The organism is Phenylobacterium sp. LjRoot225 (genome assembly GCF_964252855.1).
Taxonomy (GTDB): Bacteria; Pseudomonadota; Alphaproteobacteria; order Caulobacterales; family Caulobacteraceae; genus Phenylobacterium.
This window is the reverse complement of sequence record NZ_CAXUPL020000003.1, coordinates 411436-425710: the sequence shown is the minus strand read 5'-3', so window position 1 is coordinate 425710 and position 14275 is coordinate 411436. Positions and strand designations below refer to the sequence as shown.

General features: G+C 66.8%; 12 protein-coding genes and 1 pseudogene. 9 read left to right on the top strand and 4 right to left on the bottom strand.

Annotated features, from left to right (window positions below; all coding sequences use genetic code 11):
• Positions 1–27: 27 nt before the first annotated feature.
• Both ACSQ2B_RS17150 and ACSQ2B_RS17145 read right to left on the bottom strand, forming a co-directional pair.
• Positions 28–819 (bottom strand): SDR family NAD(P)-dependent oxidoreductase, encoded by a 792-nt coding sequence (locus ACSQ2B_RS17150; protein ID WP_436051676.1) that lies wholly within the window; start codon positions 817–819, stop codon positions 28–30.
• A 2-nt stretch (positions 820–821) separates the two neighbouring features.
• Positions 822–1973, bottom strand: coding sequence for a sulfotransferase family protein (locus ACSQ2B_RS17145; protein ID WP_436051674.1), 1152 nt, complete (start codon positions 1971–1973; stop codon positions 822–824).
• Between the two features lie 259 nt (positions 1974–2232).
• Between ACSQ2B_RS17145 and ACSQ2B_RS17140 the strand changes: the two genes are divergently transcribed.
• Positions 2233–3486: an alkyl sulfatase dimerization domain-containing protein gene (locus ACSQ2B_RS17140; protein ID WP_436051672.1), complete on the top strand. Its 1254-nt coding sequence runs from the start codon at positions 2233–2235 to the stop codon at positions 3484–3486.
• Here the strand turns inward: ACSQ2B_RS17140 and ACSQ2B_RS17135 are convergent.
• Positions 3483–4334, bottom strand: coding sequence for a helix-turn-helix transcriptional regulator (locus ACSQ2B_RS17135; RefSeq protein ID WP_436051670.1), 852 nt, complete (start codon positions 4332–4334; stop codon positions 3483–3485). The genes ACSQ2B_RS17140 and ACSQ2B_RS17135 overlap by 4 nt on opposite strands.
• Positions 4335–4822: 488 nt before the next feature.
• On the opposite strand from ACSQ2B_RS17135, the gene ACSQ2B_RS17130 reads away from it, so the two are divergent.
• The 4 genes from ACSQ2B_RS17130 to ACSQ2B_RS17115 all read left to right on the top strand — a co-directional run bounded on the left by ACSQ2B_RS17130 (position 4823) and on the right by ACSQ2B_RS17115 (position 8835).
• Positions 4823–6310 carry a hypothetical protein gene (locus ACSQ2B_RS17130; RefSeq protein ID WP_436051668.1) on the top strand — a complete coding sequence of 496 codons (1488 nt, stop codon included), beginning with the start codon at positions 4823–4825 and terminating at the stop codon, positions 6308–6310.
• A gap of 213 nt (positions 6311–6523) precedes the next feature.
• The gene (locus ACSQ2B_RS17125) at positions 6524–7048 is read left to right on the top strand and encodes a hypothetical protein (protein WP_436051666.1); all 525 of its coding nucleotides are present in this window, start codon (positions 6524–6526) and stop codon (positions 7046–7048) included.
• Positions 7049–7294: 246 nt separating this feature from the next.
• Positions 7295–8494, top strand: a complete 1200-nt coding sequence (locus tag ACSQ2B_RS17120; RefSeq protein WP_436051665.1) for an aromatic ring-hydroxylating oxygenase subunit alpha — start codon at positions 7295–7297, stop codon at positions 8492–8494.
• Positions 8491–8835, top strand: coding sequence for a hypothetical protein (locus tag ACSQ2B_RS17115; RefSeq protein ID WP_436051663.1), 345 nt, complete (start codon positions 8491–8493; stop codon positions 8833–8835). Before ACSQ2B_RS17120 ends, ACSQ2B_RS17115 begins: the two co-directional genes overlap by 4 nt.
• A 172-nt stretch (positions 8836–9007) precedes the next feature.
• On the opposite strand, the gene ACSQ2B_RS17110 is transcribed toward ACSQ2B_RS17115, so the two are convergent.
• Positions 9008–9904: a LysR family transcriptional regulator gene (locus ACSQ2B_RS17110; protein ID WP_436051661.1), complete on the bottom strand. Its 897-nt coding sequence runs from the start codon at positions 9902–9904 to the stop codon at positions 9008–9010.
• Positions 9905–10008: 104 nt separating this feature from the next.
• On the opposite strand from ACSQ2B_RS17110, the gene ACSQ2B_RS17105 reads away from it, so the two are divergent.
• The 4 genes and pseudogenes from ACSQ2B_RS17105 (at position 10009) to ACSQ2B_RS17090 (ending at position 14260) form a co-directional block, all read left to right on the top strand.
• Complete coding sequence (locus ACSQ2B_RS17105; RefSeq protein WP_436051659.1) at positions 10009–12135, top strand: FAD-dependent oxidoreductase; 2127 nt, start codon at positions 10009–10011, stop codon at positions 12133–12135.
• A 20-nt stretch (positions 12136–12155) separates the two neighbouring features.
• On the top strand, positions 12156–12974 hold the full coding sequence (locus tag ACSQ2B_RS17100; protein WP_436051657.1) for an SDR family oxidoreductase: 819 nt from the start codon (positions 12156–12158) through the stop codon (positions 12972–12974).
• Positions 12975–13133: 159 nt separating this feature from the next.
• Positions 13134–14063: pseudogene (locus ACSQ2B_RS17095) on the top strand (TIGR03619 family F420-dependent LLM class oxidoreductase).
• Entirely contained in the window at positions 14060–14260 is a 201-nt protein-coding gene (locus ACSQ2B_RS17090; protein WP_436051655.1) for an SDR family NAD(P)-dependent oxidoreductase, read from the top strand. Before ACSQ2B_RS17095 ends, ACSQ2B_RS17090 begins: the two are co-directional and overlap by 4 nt.
• The last annotated feature ends 15 nt before the right edge of the window (positions 14261–14275 follow it).

The window sequence follows — 14275 nt, the reverse complement described above, 5'->3', positions numbered from 1 at the left end:
GCTGCGCTCGCGAGCGCGACGGCGCCGTCAGAGCGACTTCACGGTGCGGCCGCCGTCCACGATGAGGATGTCGCCCGTGTGGAACCGGGACGCGTCGGACGCCAGGTAGGCGGCCGGCCCCTCGATGTCCTCTGGGTAGCCCGGTCGTCCGAGCGGCGTGATCGAGGAGAAGTGCTTGATGACCCCTTCGGCCTGCGGGCTTCCCTGGGTCATCTCGGTCATGATGAAGCCGGGCGCGATCATGTTGGCGCGCACTCCGTACTGCCCCATCTCCACGGCGAGGCCTTTCACCATCGCGGCCAGGGCGCCCTTGGCGCCTGCGTAGTGCTCCATCCCCTGCAGCCCGTGGAAGATCGACAGGCTGCCGCACACCACGATGGACCCGCCGGGGTCCCCGGTTTGCGCGCGCTCGCGCATGTGACGGGTCGCTTCGCGAAGGGTATAGAAGGCGCCGTGCAGGTTCACATTGAGCAGCTCGTGGTACATCTCCGTCGTCATGTCGGGGAACGAGGGCGCCCGCGACGAGAAGCCCGCGTTCACGAACACGCAGTCCACGCGGTCCATGACTTTCAGCGACGAAGCGAACGCCGCCTGCACCGCGGCCTCGTCGGCGACATCCACCGGCTCGTGGTGCACACGCCCGGCGCCCGCCGCGCTGAGCTTCTCGAGCGCTTCGATATTGCGGTCAGCGCGGCGCCCCCAGACGACGACGTCGGCGCCTTGCTTGGCGCAGCCCATCAGGAAGCCGAGGCCGATGCCGCTGTTGGCGCCCGCGGCGAGGACCACGCGGCCGGTCAGGTCGAAGAGATTGCGCGCCATCTTCAAGCCTCCACGCCGGAGGCGACCGGGTGCGCCCGCAGGTAGTCGGAGAAGTAGGGCTCGAGGTCCTTCTTCGAGAGGCCCCACTCGGCCAGGGAATAGCTGTGCTTGCCGCGCTTGTTCTGCGGGTTGTCCTGCAGCCAGGCCCGCATGCCGGCTTCACCCGCGCCGGTCCATTCGTCGCCGAGCCAGCGATAGATCTTCTTCAGTTGCCCCAGCGGGTCGGCGACGAGATCGTCGTAATAGCAGTGGAAGATGTCCTGCGGCCGCTCGCGGCTGACTTCGAGCGGGCGCGTGGCGTGCAGCGCGAGCTGCAGCGGGAAGCGCTGGCGCATGTAGTCGCGCCCTTCGTCCACCTCGAACATCGGACGTGACCCGCCGCGCATGCCGAACGACGAGCCGACGGCGGCGTAAGGGTCGCGGTGGGTCCAGATCACCTTCGCGTCCGGGAAGGTCTTGAACAGCTGGCGTATGAAGAGGGAGTCCGACGGCATCTTCAGCACCCAGCGGCCGGAGTTGGTGCTCTGCAGGATCTGCAGCACCCGCTTACGGTGCTCGAAGGCGCTCTCCATGTCCGTGAAGAGGATCCAGTCGTGGTAGGTCGGGACAGTCGTCGTGACCGCCAGCATCAGCGACCGGAAATCCTGGGCCAGCAGGTGGACGCATTCCGTGGGCCCGTCGCCCGGCTCGAAGTGGGCGGCGGCCACCTTCGGCGCCATCTTCAGCATGGCCTCGTCCTTGGCGACCTCGGCCAAGCAGCGCGGATCAGTCTTCAGCGCGCCAGGCGCCGCAGGCGGCGCTGCATTGTAGGCCTCCCAGCGGAGCATCGAGCGGTTCGCCGGATCGGCGTCGAGCATGTAGCTGAGCATGGTGGTGCCGGTTCTCGGCAGCCCGAGGATGAAGACCGGCCGCTGGATCGGCGCTTCGACGACCGCCGGGTTCTTGCGGATGTAATCGTCGACCTGCATCCGCGCCGCCAGCGCCTCGACGTAGCGGTTCTTGACGATCGCCCAGCCGCGCTCCGTGAGCCTGCCCTCGCGTTCGTGGTCGCGCAGCAGGATCTCCAGCCCTTCCTTCCAGGTATCGGTGTCGGGATCGGGCGCGCGGACCTTTTCACGCGCAGCGTTCACGATGTCTTCGAAGGTCAGGGTCATCCGGCGCTTCCGCAAAAACGAGCCAAGTCGAAGCGGCCGGCCGCGCTTGGGCTGACCGACGGCTTGGGCGAGGCCCCTGTTGTGTTGCGGGACCTTCGGCCTTGGCGCTTGCTGATCAAAGCCGGGTGTTTGTGGCTGCGCGGCCAATTTGTCGTCGGCCGGCCAGGAGTTCGTCGCGAGCAGCCCCAAACCTCGACGCAGCGATTGCATGACCGCGCCGCGGCGTCGGATCAATCGGATAGGTTCAAGGAAGCCTTAGATGACTGACCAAGAGCGCCGAGCGGACGACCGCCTCCGGGTCGCAGAGCTCGTGAAGTCCGGTGAAGGCCAAGCCGCGGCGATTGAACGCGCGCCTGGGGTCTGGGAGTCCCGTGGCGTCGGGAACAGCTATCTCGTCACCACGCCGGAGGGCGATGTGCTCGTGAACGCCGGGACGTTGGCCGATGCGCGCCGCGGCCGCGAGCTGTTCGCCCAAGTCTCGAACAACCCCGTCCGCTACATCGTGCTGACCCAGAGCCACGCCAATCAGTACGGCGGCCTGGAGGTCTACAAGACGTCCGAAAACACCGTGATCGCCCACCGGACTTATGCCGACGATCGCGGCTACGCCGAGGCTCTGTCAGCGCACTACCGGCGCGGCTCGCGCCGCATCTTCGGCACGATCACAGGCAGGACGGAGGCGATGATCCCCACGAGGGAGGTCCAGCCTGACCTGCTGATCAGCGACGAAGGCCACGCCTTCGAGCTCGGCGGCCGCCGGTTCGAGATCATCTGGACGCCCGGCGGCGAGACCCGCTCGGCGGTGATCGTCTGGCTCCCGCACGAAAAGATCGCCATCGTCGGCAATCTGTTCGGGCCTCTGTTCGGCAACCACCCGAACCTGAACACGCTCCGCGGGGACAAGCCGCGGTCAGCTTCGCAGTTCATCGCCTCGGTGACGACGCTGCGCGCGCTTGGGCCGGAGCTGGTTCTCACCGGCCACGAGGCGATCAGCGGGGCCGATCACATCCGTTGCGAGATCAGTCGCATCATCGACTCCGTTCAATGGGTGCATGACCGCACCGTCGAGGGGATGAACGCGGGCGTCGACCTGCGCACTCTCATGCGTGAGATCCAGACGCCTCCCGAACTCACGCTCACCGAGGAGTACGGCAAGGTCGCTTGGAACGTGCGCGCTATCTGGCACGAATACACCGGCTGGTTCGATCCGGCCCGGGGCACGACCGAGCTCTATGGGGTTCCGCCGTCGAACGTCGCGCCCGCAATCGCGGAGCTGGCCGGCGGCGCAGACCGGCTTGCCGAGCGCGCCTCCGCGTTCGTCCGCGAGGGCAAGCCTCTGGAAGCCCTGCATCTCCTCGACGTCGCGCTTGCGGCCCAGCCGGACTCGGCGCTCGGCCGCGCCACCAAGCGCGACGCGCTGAAGCTTCTCACCGAGCAGACCGGCGGGGCCAATCTCTGGGAGCGAATGTGGATTGCGGCGGAGCTCCGCGAGCTTGACGACGACCGCGCCTAGATCCGCCTCAGGCGCGGCTCAAGGGCGCGGAGAATGCGCTTGCGAAACTCGCTGGGGCCCACGCCGGTCGCCCGCCGAAACGCGTAGGTGAACGTCGACTGTGATGAGAAGCCCAGCTCCGTGGCTATGGACTTGATGCTTTCCTCGGTCGCGAGCCGTCGCTTCGCTGCATCGATCCGGGCTTGAGCCATGTAGTCGCCCACGGAACATCCGCGGCTTGCGCGAAACCCGCGTGTGAGCTGGCGGACTGAGATGTCGCAGAGCTTCGCCAGCTCGAGGAGCGATGGCGGCTCTCCGGCCATCGCGAGGCGCTTTTCAATTATGCGAAGCCGCCAGCCTGCCAACCCGCCGTGTTCGGTGGACTCGCCCACGTCCGAAAGGAAGCGCGCAAGCTCGATCGAGAGCTGGACGACAAGAGCCTCGCACATGGGCTGGCGAGCCAGGCCAGTTCGCCGGACCTCTTCAGCGAGCCTGAGCAGGAGCGCGCGGATCTCCGAGCTGGAGATGTCGAGCACGGCTTCCAGTCGTCGGTCCGTCCACTCGAACTCCGAACCCAACCACTGGTGCACCGCCTCGGCTTTGAGCGAGCAGATCAGCGAGATGTGTCGCCCGCCTTCATGCTTCATGTGCAGGTTGAAGCCGGGGGGGAGCGCGATGACCGAGCCCATCGGGTGAAAGCGGTGCGGACCCCACTGGTCGACGTATCTGGCTCGCGCCTCGGGGCGGCGCGGCGTCATGCACAGATCGATCCAATAGCGGTCGTCACGGAAGAACAGGTGCTCGTCCGGCCCCTCGTGGTTGAGGCGCAGCAGCAGGAGGTGAGCGGTCGGAAGCTCGAGCTCCGCCACCTTTGACAGCTTCGCCGCAGCCGCGGCGCCGTTGCGGTTCGTGGCCATCATGAGATCAGGTGGTCTTCGAAGCCCGGCATGGAAAATCAGGTCCGGAAGATTCTTGCAGCACGCTTGTAAAGCATGGATGCCGCGTGGCTTCTTGTGCCCACCGGGCCATTTTACGCCGGCCGGGACAAACTTGTCTCGTCCGTCTCGGCGCCTGGGCTGCAGTCAGTTGCAAACCCTCAGATCCGGCAAGCATCTCACCCCAGCAGCAATGCAGAGCCACGTCAGCTCATTCGACGTTGGCGCGGTCGTCACCTGATGCACCGCCCAACGAGTGATGCCGCCGTCTTCGCCTGTCGTGGCTATGCATCTCATAAGTACGGGTCAGGACGATGATCACCGCCATGAAGGTCTTCCGTAAACGCCTCCTGGCAGGTTGCTGTCTTGGCTTGGTGAGTCTCGCCACCGCTACCGCTGAGGAGGCCCCCGGGGCGGCCCCGATGGTGACGGTCGACGTCGCCGCCCTGAAGCCGGTGGGCCGCGTGGACGAACGCTTCCAGTCCTACAACGTCGAGAGCGTCGAGGTGACTGGCGGCAACTTCTGGGCTCCGTTCTTGCCGCCCGGCGCCGCTCCGCCGAAGCCGGTCGCCGGCCCCCACGGCGTGGAGTTCGCCTCCGGCGCCTACCGCCGTCGCGAGCCCCTGGACCTTCGAGGCAATCAGCGTCTTCGCATGCTGGCCAAAGCGCTGGGCCCGGCCTATGTGCGGGTCAGCGGCAGCTGGGCCAACAACGTCTATTTTCAGGATGATGATGCGCCTGCGCCCGCCACCGCTCCCACCGGCTATCAGAGCGTTCTCACGCGCGGGGAGTGGGCCGGCGTCGTCGACTTCGCCAAAGCGGTCGACGGCAGGATTCTCACCTCCTTCGCCGTCAGCGCGGGCGCCCGGACAGCGGACGGCGCCTGGAACCCCGATCAAGCGCGACGCCTGATCGACTACACGCACACGATAGGCGGACGCATCGACGCGGTCGAATTGAGCAACGAACCCAACGTGGGGAGGCCGCCCTACGCACCGGACAAGTTCGCGCGCGACCTGGCGAGCTTGCGGGACCTCCTGAAGGCGCGCTCGCCAGAGACCAAGGTCGTAGGCCCAGGCTCCACCGGCGAGGCGGGCTTCAAATTGTTCGCAGCGCCGCCGAAGGAGATCAGCACGGCCACGCTGCTGAGCGGCGAGCCAACGCCCAGGTTCGACGTCTTCTCCTACCACTTCTACGGCGCGGTCTCGGAGCGCTGCGCCGCGCTCGGGAAGAACGTGACGACGTCCGCGGATGAGGCGCTTTCCGAAGCGTGGCTGTCACGGGCTGACGCCGCGCAGCGCTACTACGCGGGCGTGCGCGACCGTTTCGCGCCAGGGGCGCCGATCTGGGTCACCGAAGCTTCGCAGACGGCCTGCGGCGGCGACCGCTGGTCGTCGGCCTTCCTCGACACCTTCCGCTATGTCGACCAGCTCGGACGTTTCGCCAAGGGTGGCGTTTCCGTAGTGTTTCACAACACCTTGGCGGCCAGCGACTACGCCCTGATCGACGACAGAACCTGGCTTCCTCGCCCCAACTATTGGGCGGCGCTTCTGTGGCATCGGCTGATGGGCGAAGTTGTGCTGGACGCCGGATCACCTGAGCCGGGCGTCCACCTCTACGCGCAATGTCTGCGCGGGCGCCCCGGCGGCGTGGCCCTCGTGGCGATCAACCTCAACAAGGCAGGTCGGGCGAGCTTGCAACTGCCGGTCGGCGCGGAGCGCTACACGCTTACCGCCGACGCCTTGCAGAGCGGATCCGTGAAGCTGAATGCGAGCACGCTCCAGCTGACCGCGAGCGACCAGATCCCGACGCTGACGCCCCGTCCCGCCCCGGCCGGCCGGCTCACCCTCCCACCGACCAGCATCAACTTTTTTGCAATTCCGAAGGCCGGCAATCCCGCCTGTGCGTGAGGTGCTGGCGCACGTTCTGGCGAGCTCGCCGCGGCTCTGCTCTGAACGTGCTCTGCGCGTTTTCCATATGTGAGTTTGCGCGGTGATCTAACGCCAAACCCGCTGCAGCTGATCGTCCTTGAGCCGGTCGGAGGGCGCCCGAACGAGTAGATCGCGGCGGTCACGCATCCGACGCGCGGCGACCGCGCTTTCGCAAGATAAAGGAGCAGGTGATTGGAGACGAAGCCTCAGGCGTCCACGCGGCCAAGCGTCGGCGCGACGCTACTGCTGCTCGTGGGCGTCGTGCCGTTCATGGCCGGCCTCTTTGGCCTCTACCATGTGCTGGGCGTGGGCTTGCCCGTCTTCGGCCTGCTGTTCCTTGTCTACTGGGCCGCCATCCTGCGCCAAGACCCGAAGGCTTTTCTGCCAACCGTGCTCGGCGCATTGAGCGGGATCATTCTGGGCTGGCTGCTGGTCGGTAAGCCGCCGCTGCCGGAACCGGCCGGCATGATCATCGCCTTCGCGGCGCTCGTGGCGGCACTGTTTTGCTTCATGCGCGGCCAGGCAAACTTGCTCGTTAATAACGCCACCATGCTGTTCCTGACCGTCGCGACGGTCTCGGAGATGAAGGTTGCGGACAACGTCGTCGCGATGGCGGAGTCATTGCTTCTTGCCGCCAGCTACATGGGAGTCATCTCTGTCGTCGCGCACGCTGTGACTAAGCGCTTTTTCGCGAAAGGCGGGGCCGTCAGGGGCTGAGCGGTTGTTTGAAGGTCCGCCGCCTCGTCTAGGGCGAAGCGTTCGTGTTGCACCTCCCCAGGCGCAGCCGAGCCCGACCATCGCCGACAGGGCGGCCGCTGTTGAATTTGTCTAAGGCGGTTGTAGCGGTGCGCGTGGGCTACTTTTCTCGCGAGAACCGGTGGACCCGTCGCGATGGCATGCAATTTTTAAGGGGCGGTCGGGTGAGGGCCCCGGGTTGGCGGAAGGCGAGCGGAGGAAAGCGCGATGAATGGCCAACAGATCTTCAAGATGTTGCCCGTCGAGGAAGCCGCGAAGCTTCTCGGCCGTGGCCCGGTTTCCTCCCTTCCCTACTACGACCCAGGTCGGTGGGAGCTCGAGCGCCAAGCCATCTTCATGCGCAGTTGGCTCCATGTCGGCCACATTTGCGAAATCCCCGAATCTGGCAGCTTCATTCGTCGCGAGATTGAGTTCGCCCACGCATCGCTGCTGATCATCCGCGGTAAGGACGGTGAAATCCGGGCATTTCACAACGCCTGCACGCACCGCGGCACGCAGCTCGCCGACGAGGTCTCGGGCAAGCGCAGCCGGTTCAGCTGCCGTTACCATATGTGGACCTTCGGCCTCGACGGCGCGCTGGTCTCCGCACCTGACTTCGAACGGTTCCACGTGGCGAAGGAAGACTGCTCGCTGAAGCAGGTGCAGGCGCAGGTGCTCGCCGGCATGATCTTCATCAACTTCGACCCGGCGCCGAAACAGTCAATCCGCGAATTCCTGGGGCCGATCGCAGACGCTTTAGAGCTTACCCCTGTCGCCCGGGCGGTGGACTTCACCGAATGGACTTACGAGATCGAGGCCAACTGGAAGACAAGCTTCGACAATTACCAGGAGAACTATCACCTGCGGGTGATCCACCCGCGGACCGGCCGGCCGGTCCTGGGGCCGGAGAACCCGTTCGGCTATCCCACCCACTATGGGTTCTGTGGGCCGCACCGCAGCCAGACCTTGTGGAAGAACCCCTCCCCGCCCCCGACGCCGCCCATACAGCTGATGTCCTTCCTGCGGGGCGCAGCTCTGGCGGAGAAGGACGACGTCGCCTTTCCAAAGAGCGACTTCAAGCTGTTCCCCTGCCTGCACATCGTCGGTTTACCGCCCAACCAATTCACCCATACCCACATGCCGCTCGGTCCGACTCGAACTCGCGGCCAGATCCGCATGTACTGGACGTCGAAGGCCGACTCGGCGTCTCGGCAGTTCGTCCGGGAAATGGCGGCGATGTCGGTCCGGGACGTGCTGGCAGAGGACCGCGTCGCCATCGAAGCTTGCCAGCGCGGCGTTGGCAGTGGCGCGATCGACAGGTTCCATTTCCAGGATCACGAGATCCTGCTGCGCCACCTCTATGAGGAGGTGGAGGCGCGTGTCGAAGCCTACGTCTCCGAGCGAGCGAGGACCGGAGGTTCGCAATGAGCGTCACTGAGCGACAGTTGCCCGAGGGCTTCGAGGTCCTGGAGCCCTTCGTCATGACGTGGGCGATCTCCGGGACGGCGGAGCGCGCGCAACGGCGCAACGATAGTTCGCCGCAAGAGCGCATCGCCTTCTATGAGGCCTTCAAGGATCTTGCGGAGGGCGCGCTGGAGCGGCTCGATGAAAAGCCGCTGGAGCGGCTCGACGTCCAGGAGCAGCGCCTGCGCGACCTGCTGCTGAGCTTCGCGCAGGTCGCGCTCGCTGTTGAGATACAGGGCGACGCAGAGCCCGAACATGCGAAGCTCCGACGAGAGCTTCGCATCACCCACGCGCCGGCGGACTGACAGGCGAAACGCCAATGGGGCCTTTGCGGCTTGCCCGCGAAAGGCCCCCCGGACCTGATTACAGGATAGGCAGCAGGCGAGCGGGGTTGGTGCTGACCATACGGGTGAGCTTGGCTTCCGAGACCCCGACCCCTGGACGGGGAAGCACCTCGCGATAAGCTTCCAGCCTTGGCTATCCTGCGGACGCACACCCCAACCTTCTGATCTCCTGGCGGAACGCCTGCTTGAGCTCGAGCGCCGCCGGCGATTGTGGGCGTCGGTCGAGCGAATACATGAGGACCGAAAAGCGCCGGGCGGCGCTCGCCTTCCAGGGCAGTTCGCAGAAGGTTCCCGCCTCCAGCTCCCGAGCCACGGCATAGGCCGAGGTCAACCAGATCGCGTCCGTGGTCCGAACGATGTCGGACAGCGAGCCGAAGTCCTCGAAGACGTGGATGCTGCTCGCGGTGCGTTTCAGAAGTTCGGATGGAAGCTGGCCGGTCACGCTGCCCGCCGCGGAGACCAATAGGGGAAATCCGGTGGCCTCCGGCCCCGTGAGCAGCGGATGGCCCTCGCGGACAATGACACTGATCGGGAAGCTCCCGAGCGTCTCGATGCGCACCGGCAGCACGTGCGGCAATGGCCATTCCGCGCTGACGAAGAATTCGATTTCGCGCGCGGTGAGAAGGTACCAGAGCGCCTCGGCCTCGCGCACCATCACCTCGTGCGCAAAGCCCGGCGCAGCCTCGAGCCGCGCGGGAATCGTCCAGGGCAGCAGGGTCCGCGCGACGATCGGCGTCATCCCGAAGCGGATGCGTCCCTCGGTGCGGCTCGAGGTCTGCATCACCTGATGTTCGAAGTCCTTGGCGGTGGCCAGGACGACCTCCGCTTTTTCCACCACGCGCCGTCCCTCCTCCGTCAGGCTCACGCCGGCTGGGTCGCGGTCGAAGAGACGTAGGTTCATTTCCTGCTCGAGCGACTGGATCGCCCGCGTCAGCGCCGACTGCGAGATGCCAAGCTCCTCGGCGGCCCGCGAATAGCTGAGCCGCATGGCGAGGGTAACGAGATAGCGGAGCCGGCGGAGCTCGATCATTATGCATCCAGATCATCGATTTCGCATCGATCATTCATTGGACGCTTTCGCTCGTCCCTGCCACCCAATTCCGGCGCGGGAAAACTTGCGACGGATCTCTCCACATGGCCCACCACCCCCACCTGCTCTCCCCCGGCCGCATCGGGACGCTTGAGCTAAAGAACCGGCTGTTCCAGACGGCCATGGGCACCAATCTCGCCCATCACGACGGCTCGATCAGCGAGGAGAGCATCGCCTTCTATGCTGCGCGCGCCGCCGGCGGCGCGGCCCTCCTGACCATGGGCGCGGTGGGCGTCGCCTACCCGCGCGGCCAGGTACAGGCCGGCCAGGTGGGGATCTCCGACGACCGCTTCCTGCCTGGCCTGAAGCGGCTGACCGACGCCGTGCATCGCGCCGGCGGGCGCGTTTCGGCGCAGCTCCATCACGGCGGCACGTCGGCGGTCTGCGATATGGCCGCCAGCCGGCCCATCCCCGTCCCCTCGACGCCGCTGCCGCAGGGCGGCGGCAAGAGCCTCAAGGACTTCATGTTCCCGGAGGAGAAGGCGCTTTCGCCGCTGCCGCAGATCCTATCCCCGCCCACCTTCAAGGAGATGGACAAGGCGGACATCGGGCAGCTGATCGAGGATTTCGCGAGCGGCGCGGCGCGTGCGGTCGAGGCGGGCTTCGACGCGATCGAGATCCACGGCGCGCACACCTACATCCTCAACTCCTTCATCTCGCCGGCCGAGAACCGCCGGACCGACGAATACGGCGGCTCGGCCGAGAACCGGGCGCGCCTCCTGAAGGAGGTGATCGAGGCGATCCGCAACCGCGTCGGGCGGGATTTTCCGATGCTCTGCAAGCTCAACGCCGCGGAGTTCTTCATCGACGGCGGCCTGACGCTGGACGATGTGCGCGCCACGGCCCGCATCGCCGAGACGGCCGGCGCCGACGCCATCACCGTCAGTGCGCAGCACAACTACGCGATCCCGCGCGCCCTCTTCAGTTCGTACCTGCCGCAGGAGCCGGGCAAGCTGATCCCGCTCGCCGCGGCCGTGAAGGCGGCGGTCTCAATCCCGGTCGTCACCGTCGGGCGCATCGACCCCGCGGTCGCCGACCGGGCGATCGCCGAGGGAAAGTTCGATTTCATGGCGATGGGCCGCAAGCAGATCGCCGACGACCAGTTCGCCAATCACCTCGCGCGCGGCGGCGCGGCGGCGGTCCGGCCGTGCATCTACTGTTACGCCTGCCTCAGCCAGGCGATGCTCCACCTGCCGCTGCGCTGCGCCGTGAACGCCGACGTCGGCTTCGAGAAGGACAATCTCCTCGCACCCGCGGAGACTCCGCGTCGCGTGGTCGTGGTGGGCGGCGGCCCCGGCGGGATGGAGGCCGCGCGCCGGCTGACGCTGCGAGGCCACCAGGTGATCCTGCTCGAGGCGAGCAGACAGCTTGGCGGGACGGCGCGCATCGCAGCGATCGCCTATGCGCCCAATGGCGATTTCGTGGACTGGCTGAAGGCCCGGTTGGACGAACTCGGCGTGGACGTTCGGCTGAACACCTGCGGCACGGTCGAGACGATTCGGGCGCTCGAGCCCGACGCGGTCATCGTCGCCACCGGCGCCGTTCGCCGAGCGCCGCCGATCGAGGGCAAGGATCTGCCGCATGTGCATGACCGCGCCTCGTTGCGGGCCCTGTTGCTGGGCGAAGGCGGCGATGGCGAGGTCTCCAAGGCTCCGCTCGCCCAACGCGTCGCCATGGGCGCCGCGCGGACGCTCGGCCTGACGAACAGCCCAGAGGCGGTGCGCAAGGCGAGCAAGCTCTGGATGCCGGTCGGCGAGCGGGTCGTCATCATCGGCGGCGACCTGGTGGGCCTGGAGCTTGCCGAGTTCCTCCACGAGCGCGGCCGGCATGTGACGGTCGTCGACGAGCCGAGGCAGTTCGGCCGCGGGCTGTCGGCGGCCCGCCGCTCGGTCATGTTGGACGAGATGCCGCTGGCCGGGATCGTGCTGCAGCCGGGCGCCCGCGACATCCGCATCAGCCAAAAGGCGGTCAGTTTCGTCAACGCGGTCGGCGAAGCGTGCGAGGCCCGGGCCGACACCGTGATCATCGCCAAGGGCGCCGAACCCGACACCCGCCTGTACGACGAAATCGTCGCCGCCGACCTGCCAGCGCACATGGTCGGGGACTGCGCTGAGGTTGGCTACATCATCGGCGCCGTACGCACAGCCGCTGACGTCGCCGCAAAGATCTGAAAACCCGGGAGAAGCCGAAAATGAGCAAGCAAGCGCCCGCAGACGGGGTCGCCGTCGTCACAGGGGCGGCCGGCAGCATGGGAAAGGCGACCGCCAAGGCGCTGTTCGAGGCGGGATGGACCGAACTGCTCCTGTGCGATCTCGACGCGGCCGCGCTTAAAACCGTCGCCGAGCCGCTGCGCGCCCTGGGAGCGAACACGACCATCTATGCCGGCGACGTCTCGGCCCCCGGTTACCCGGCCGGGCTGGTCGCCGCGCTCGAGGGACGCCCGATCGGCGCATTGGCGCACATGGCGGGGCTGTCCCCAAAGATGGCGGAGCCGGCCCGGGTGATCGAGGTCAACTTCTGCGCGACCGCCCGGCTCGTCGAGGCGATCCGCGATCGCATGGCCGCCGGCTCGGCCGCAATCCTGATCGCCTCGAACTCGGCCTATTTCCCGAAGAAGCCCGAGGCCGCCGAGGTGTTCACACGTCCCCTGCCGCCCGAAGGAGTCGCGGCTCTCGCACCGTTCGCGCCCACCCCGGAAGAGGCTTACCCGCTCTCGAAGCTCGGCGTTATGGCGCTGGTAAAGCGCGAGGCGAAGTCCTTCGGCTTGCGCGGGGCGCGGCTCGTCTCGCTCTCACCGGGCGCTACGGACACCAACATGTTCCGCTTCGAGACGGACAAGAGCACCGCCGGCGTCGTTGGGCCCGTGCTTGAGAAGGCCGCGGTCCCGCGCGCCGGGCGGCCGGAGGAGATTGCCTCGGTCGTCGTCTTCCTCTGCTCACCGGCGGCGAGCTTCATCGCCGGGACCGACATCCTGGTCGACGGCGGTCAGGTCGCCGGCCTGGGCTTTTGACGGAACGCCTCGCAATCGCGAGGGAGAGAGGAGAAAGGGCGGCCATGGCCAGCAGCGACGCTTCCGCCACCGCGATTACAGCCTCCACGACATGTCCGGCGCTATGAGCCGGCACTCGCGCAACCGGGCGGCCGCGGCGGTCAATCGACAGGAGCCACTATGAAACTCGGATTCGCCATGCCGCACCTGATGCGTCTGAAGGCCCTGGCGCAGCCCTGGGAGGCGGCGGTGACGGGCGCAGACCAGACGCGCTTCGCCAAATGGGCCGAAAAGCTCGGCTATGCGATGATCAGCGTGCCCGAGCACCACATCATGCCGAGTTCGCATGTCGAGCTGTCGGGGCCGCACCACCTCAGCGCCTATCCCACGATGGCCTACTGGGCCGGCGCGACGGAGACCATCCGGGTCAACTCCTGCATCGCACTGCTGCCGGCGCAGCACCCGATCGTCACCGCCAAGGCTCTCGCCACCATCGACCGGCTATCAAGCGGGCGCGTGACCATCACCGTCGGCGCGGGCTGACTGAAGGAGGAATTCGACCTCCTCGGCGTCCCGTTTCACGAGCGTGGCGCGATCAGCGAGGAGTACATCCAAGCCATTCTGGAGCTCTGGACTCAGGAGCGGCCGGAGTTCGAAGGGAAATACGTCTCCTTCCGCGATGTCGCGTTCGAGCCCAAGCCGGTCCAGACGCCGCACCCGCCCGTGTGGTTCGGCGGCGACGCCGATCCCGTGCTGAAGCGGATCGCGCGCTACGCCTCTGGCTGGTGGCCGTTCCTCACCAAGCCGGAGCACCTGCCGGCGAAGATCGATTTCATCAAGTCGCAGACCGACTACAACGGCCGGCTGACCGAGGTCTTCTACGGTATGGCGACCAGCCGGGTCGGCGAAGGCCACGTCGTGCAAGAAGACCCCAAGGCACGGCCGGGCATGACCAAGCAGCAGATTATCGACCGGCTGGGCTGGTTCAGGGAGCTCGGCGTCACGATGAGCGCAATCCCGATCCCCAAGGTTCAGCAGATCGAGGACTACTTCGACTACACCCAGTGGGTCGCCGAAGAGATCATGCCGGTCGTGGAGAAGCTCGGATGAACGCCCCGCTCTTTTCGCTCGCCGGAAAGGTCGCGCTGGTAACCGGCGGGGCGAGCGGCATCGGAGCCGGTATCGCCGAAACGCTGGGCCGCGCGGGCGCGCTCGTGGTCGTCGCCGACCGCGACGAGGCCGGCGGCAGGGGTAGAGCTGAGGCGCTGCGCGCCGGGGGAGCTCAGGCCGACGCCACCCGAACCTAAGATACCGAAGGAGCG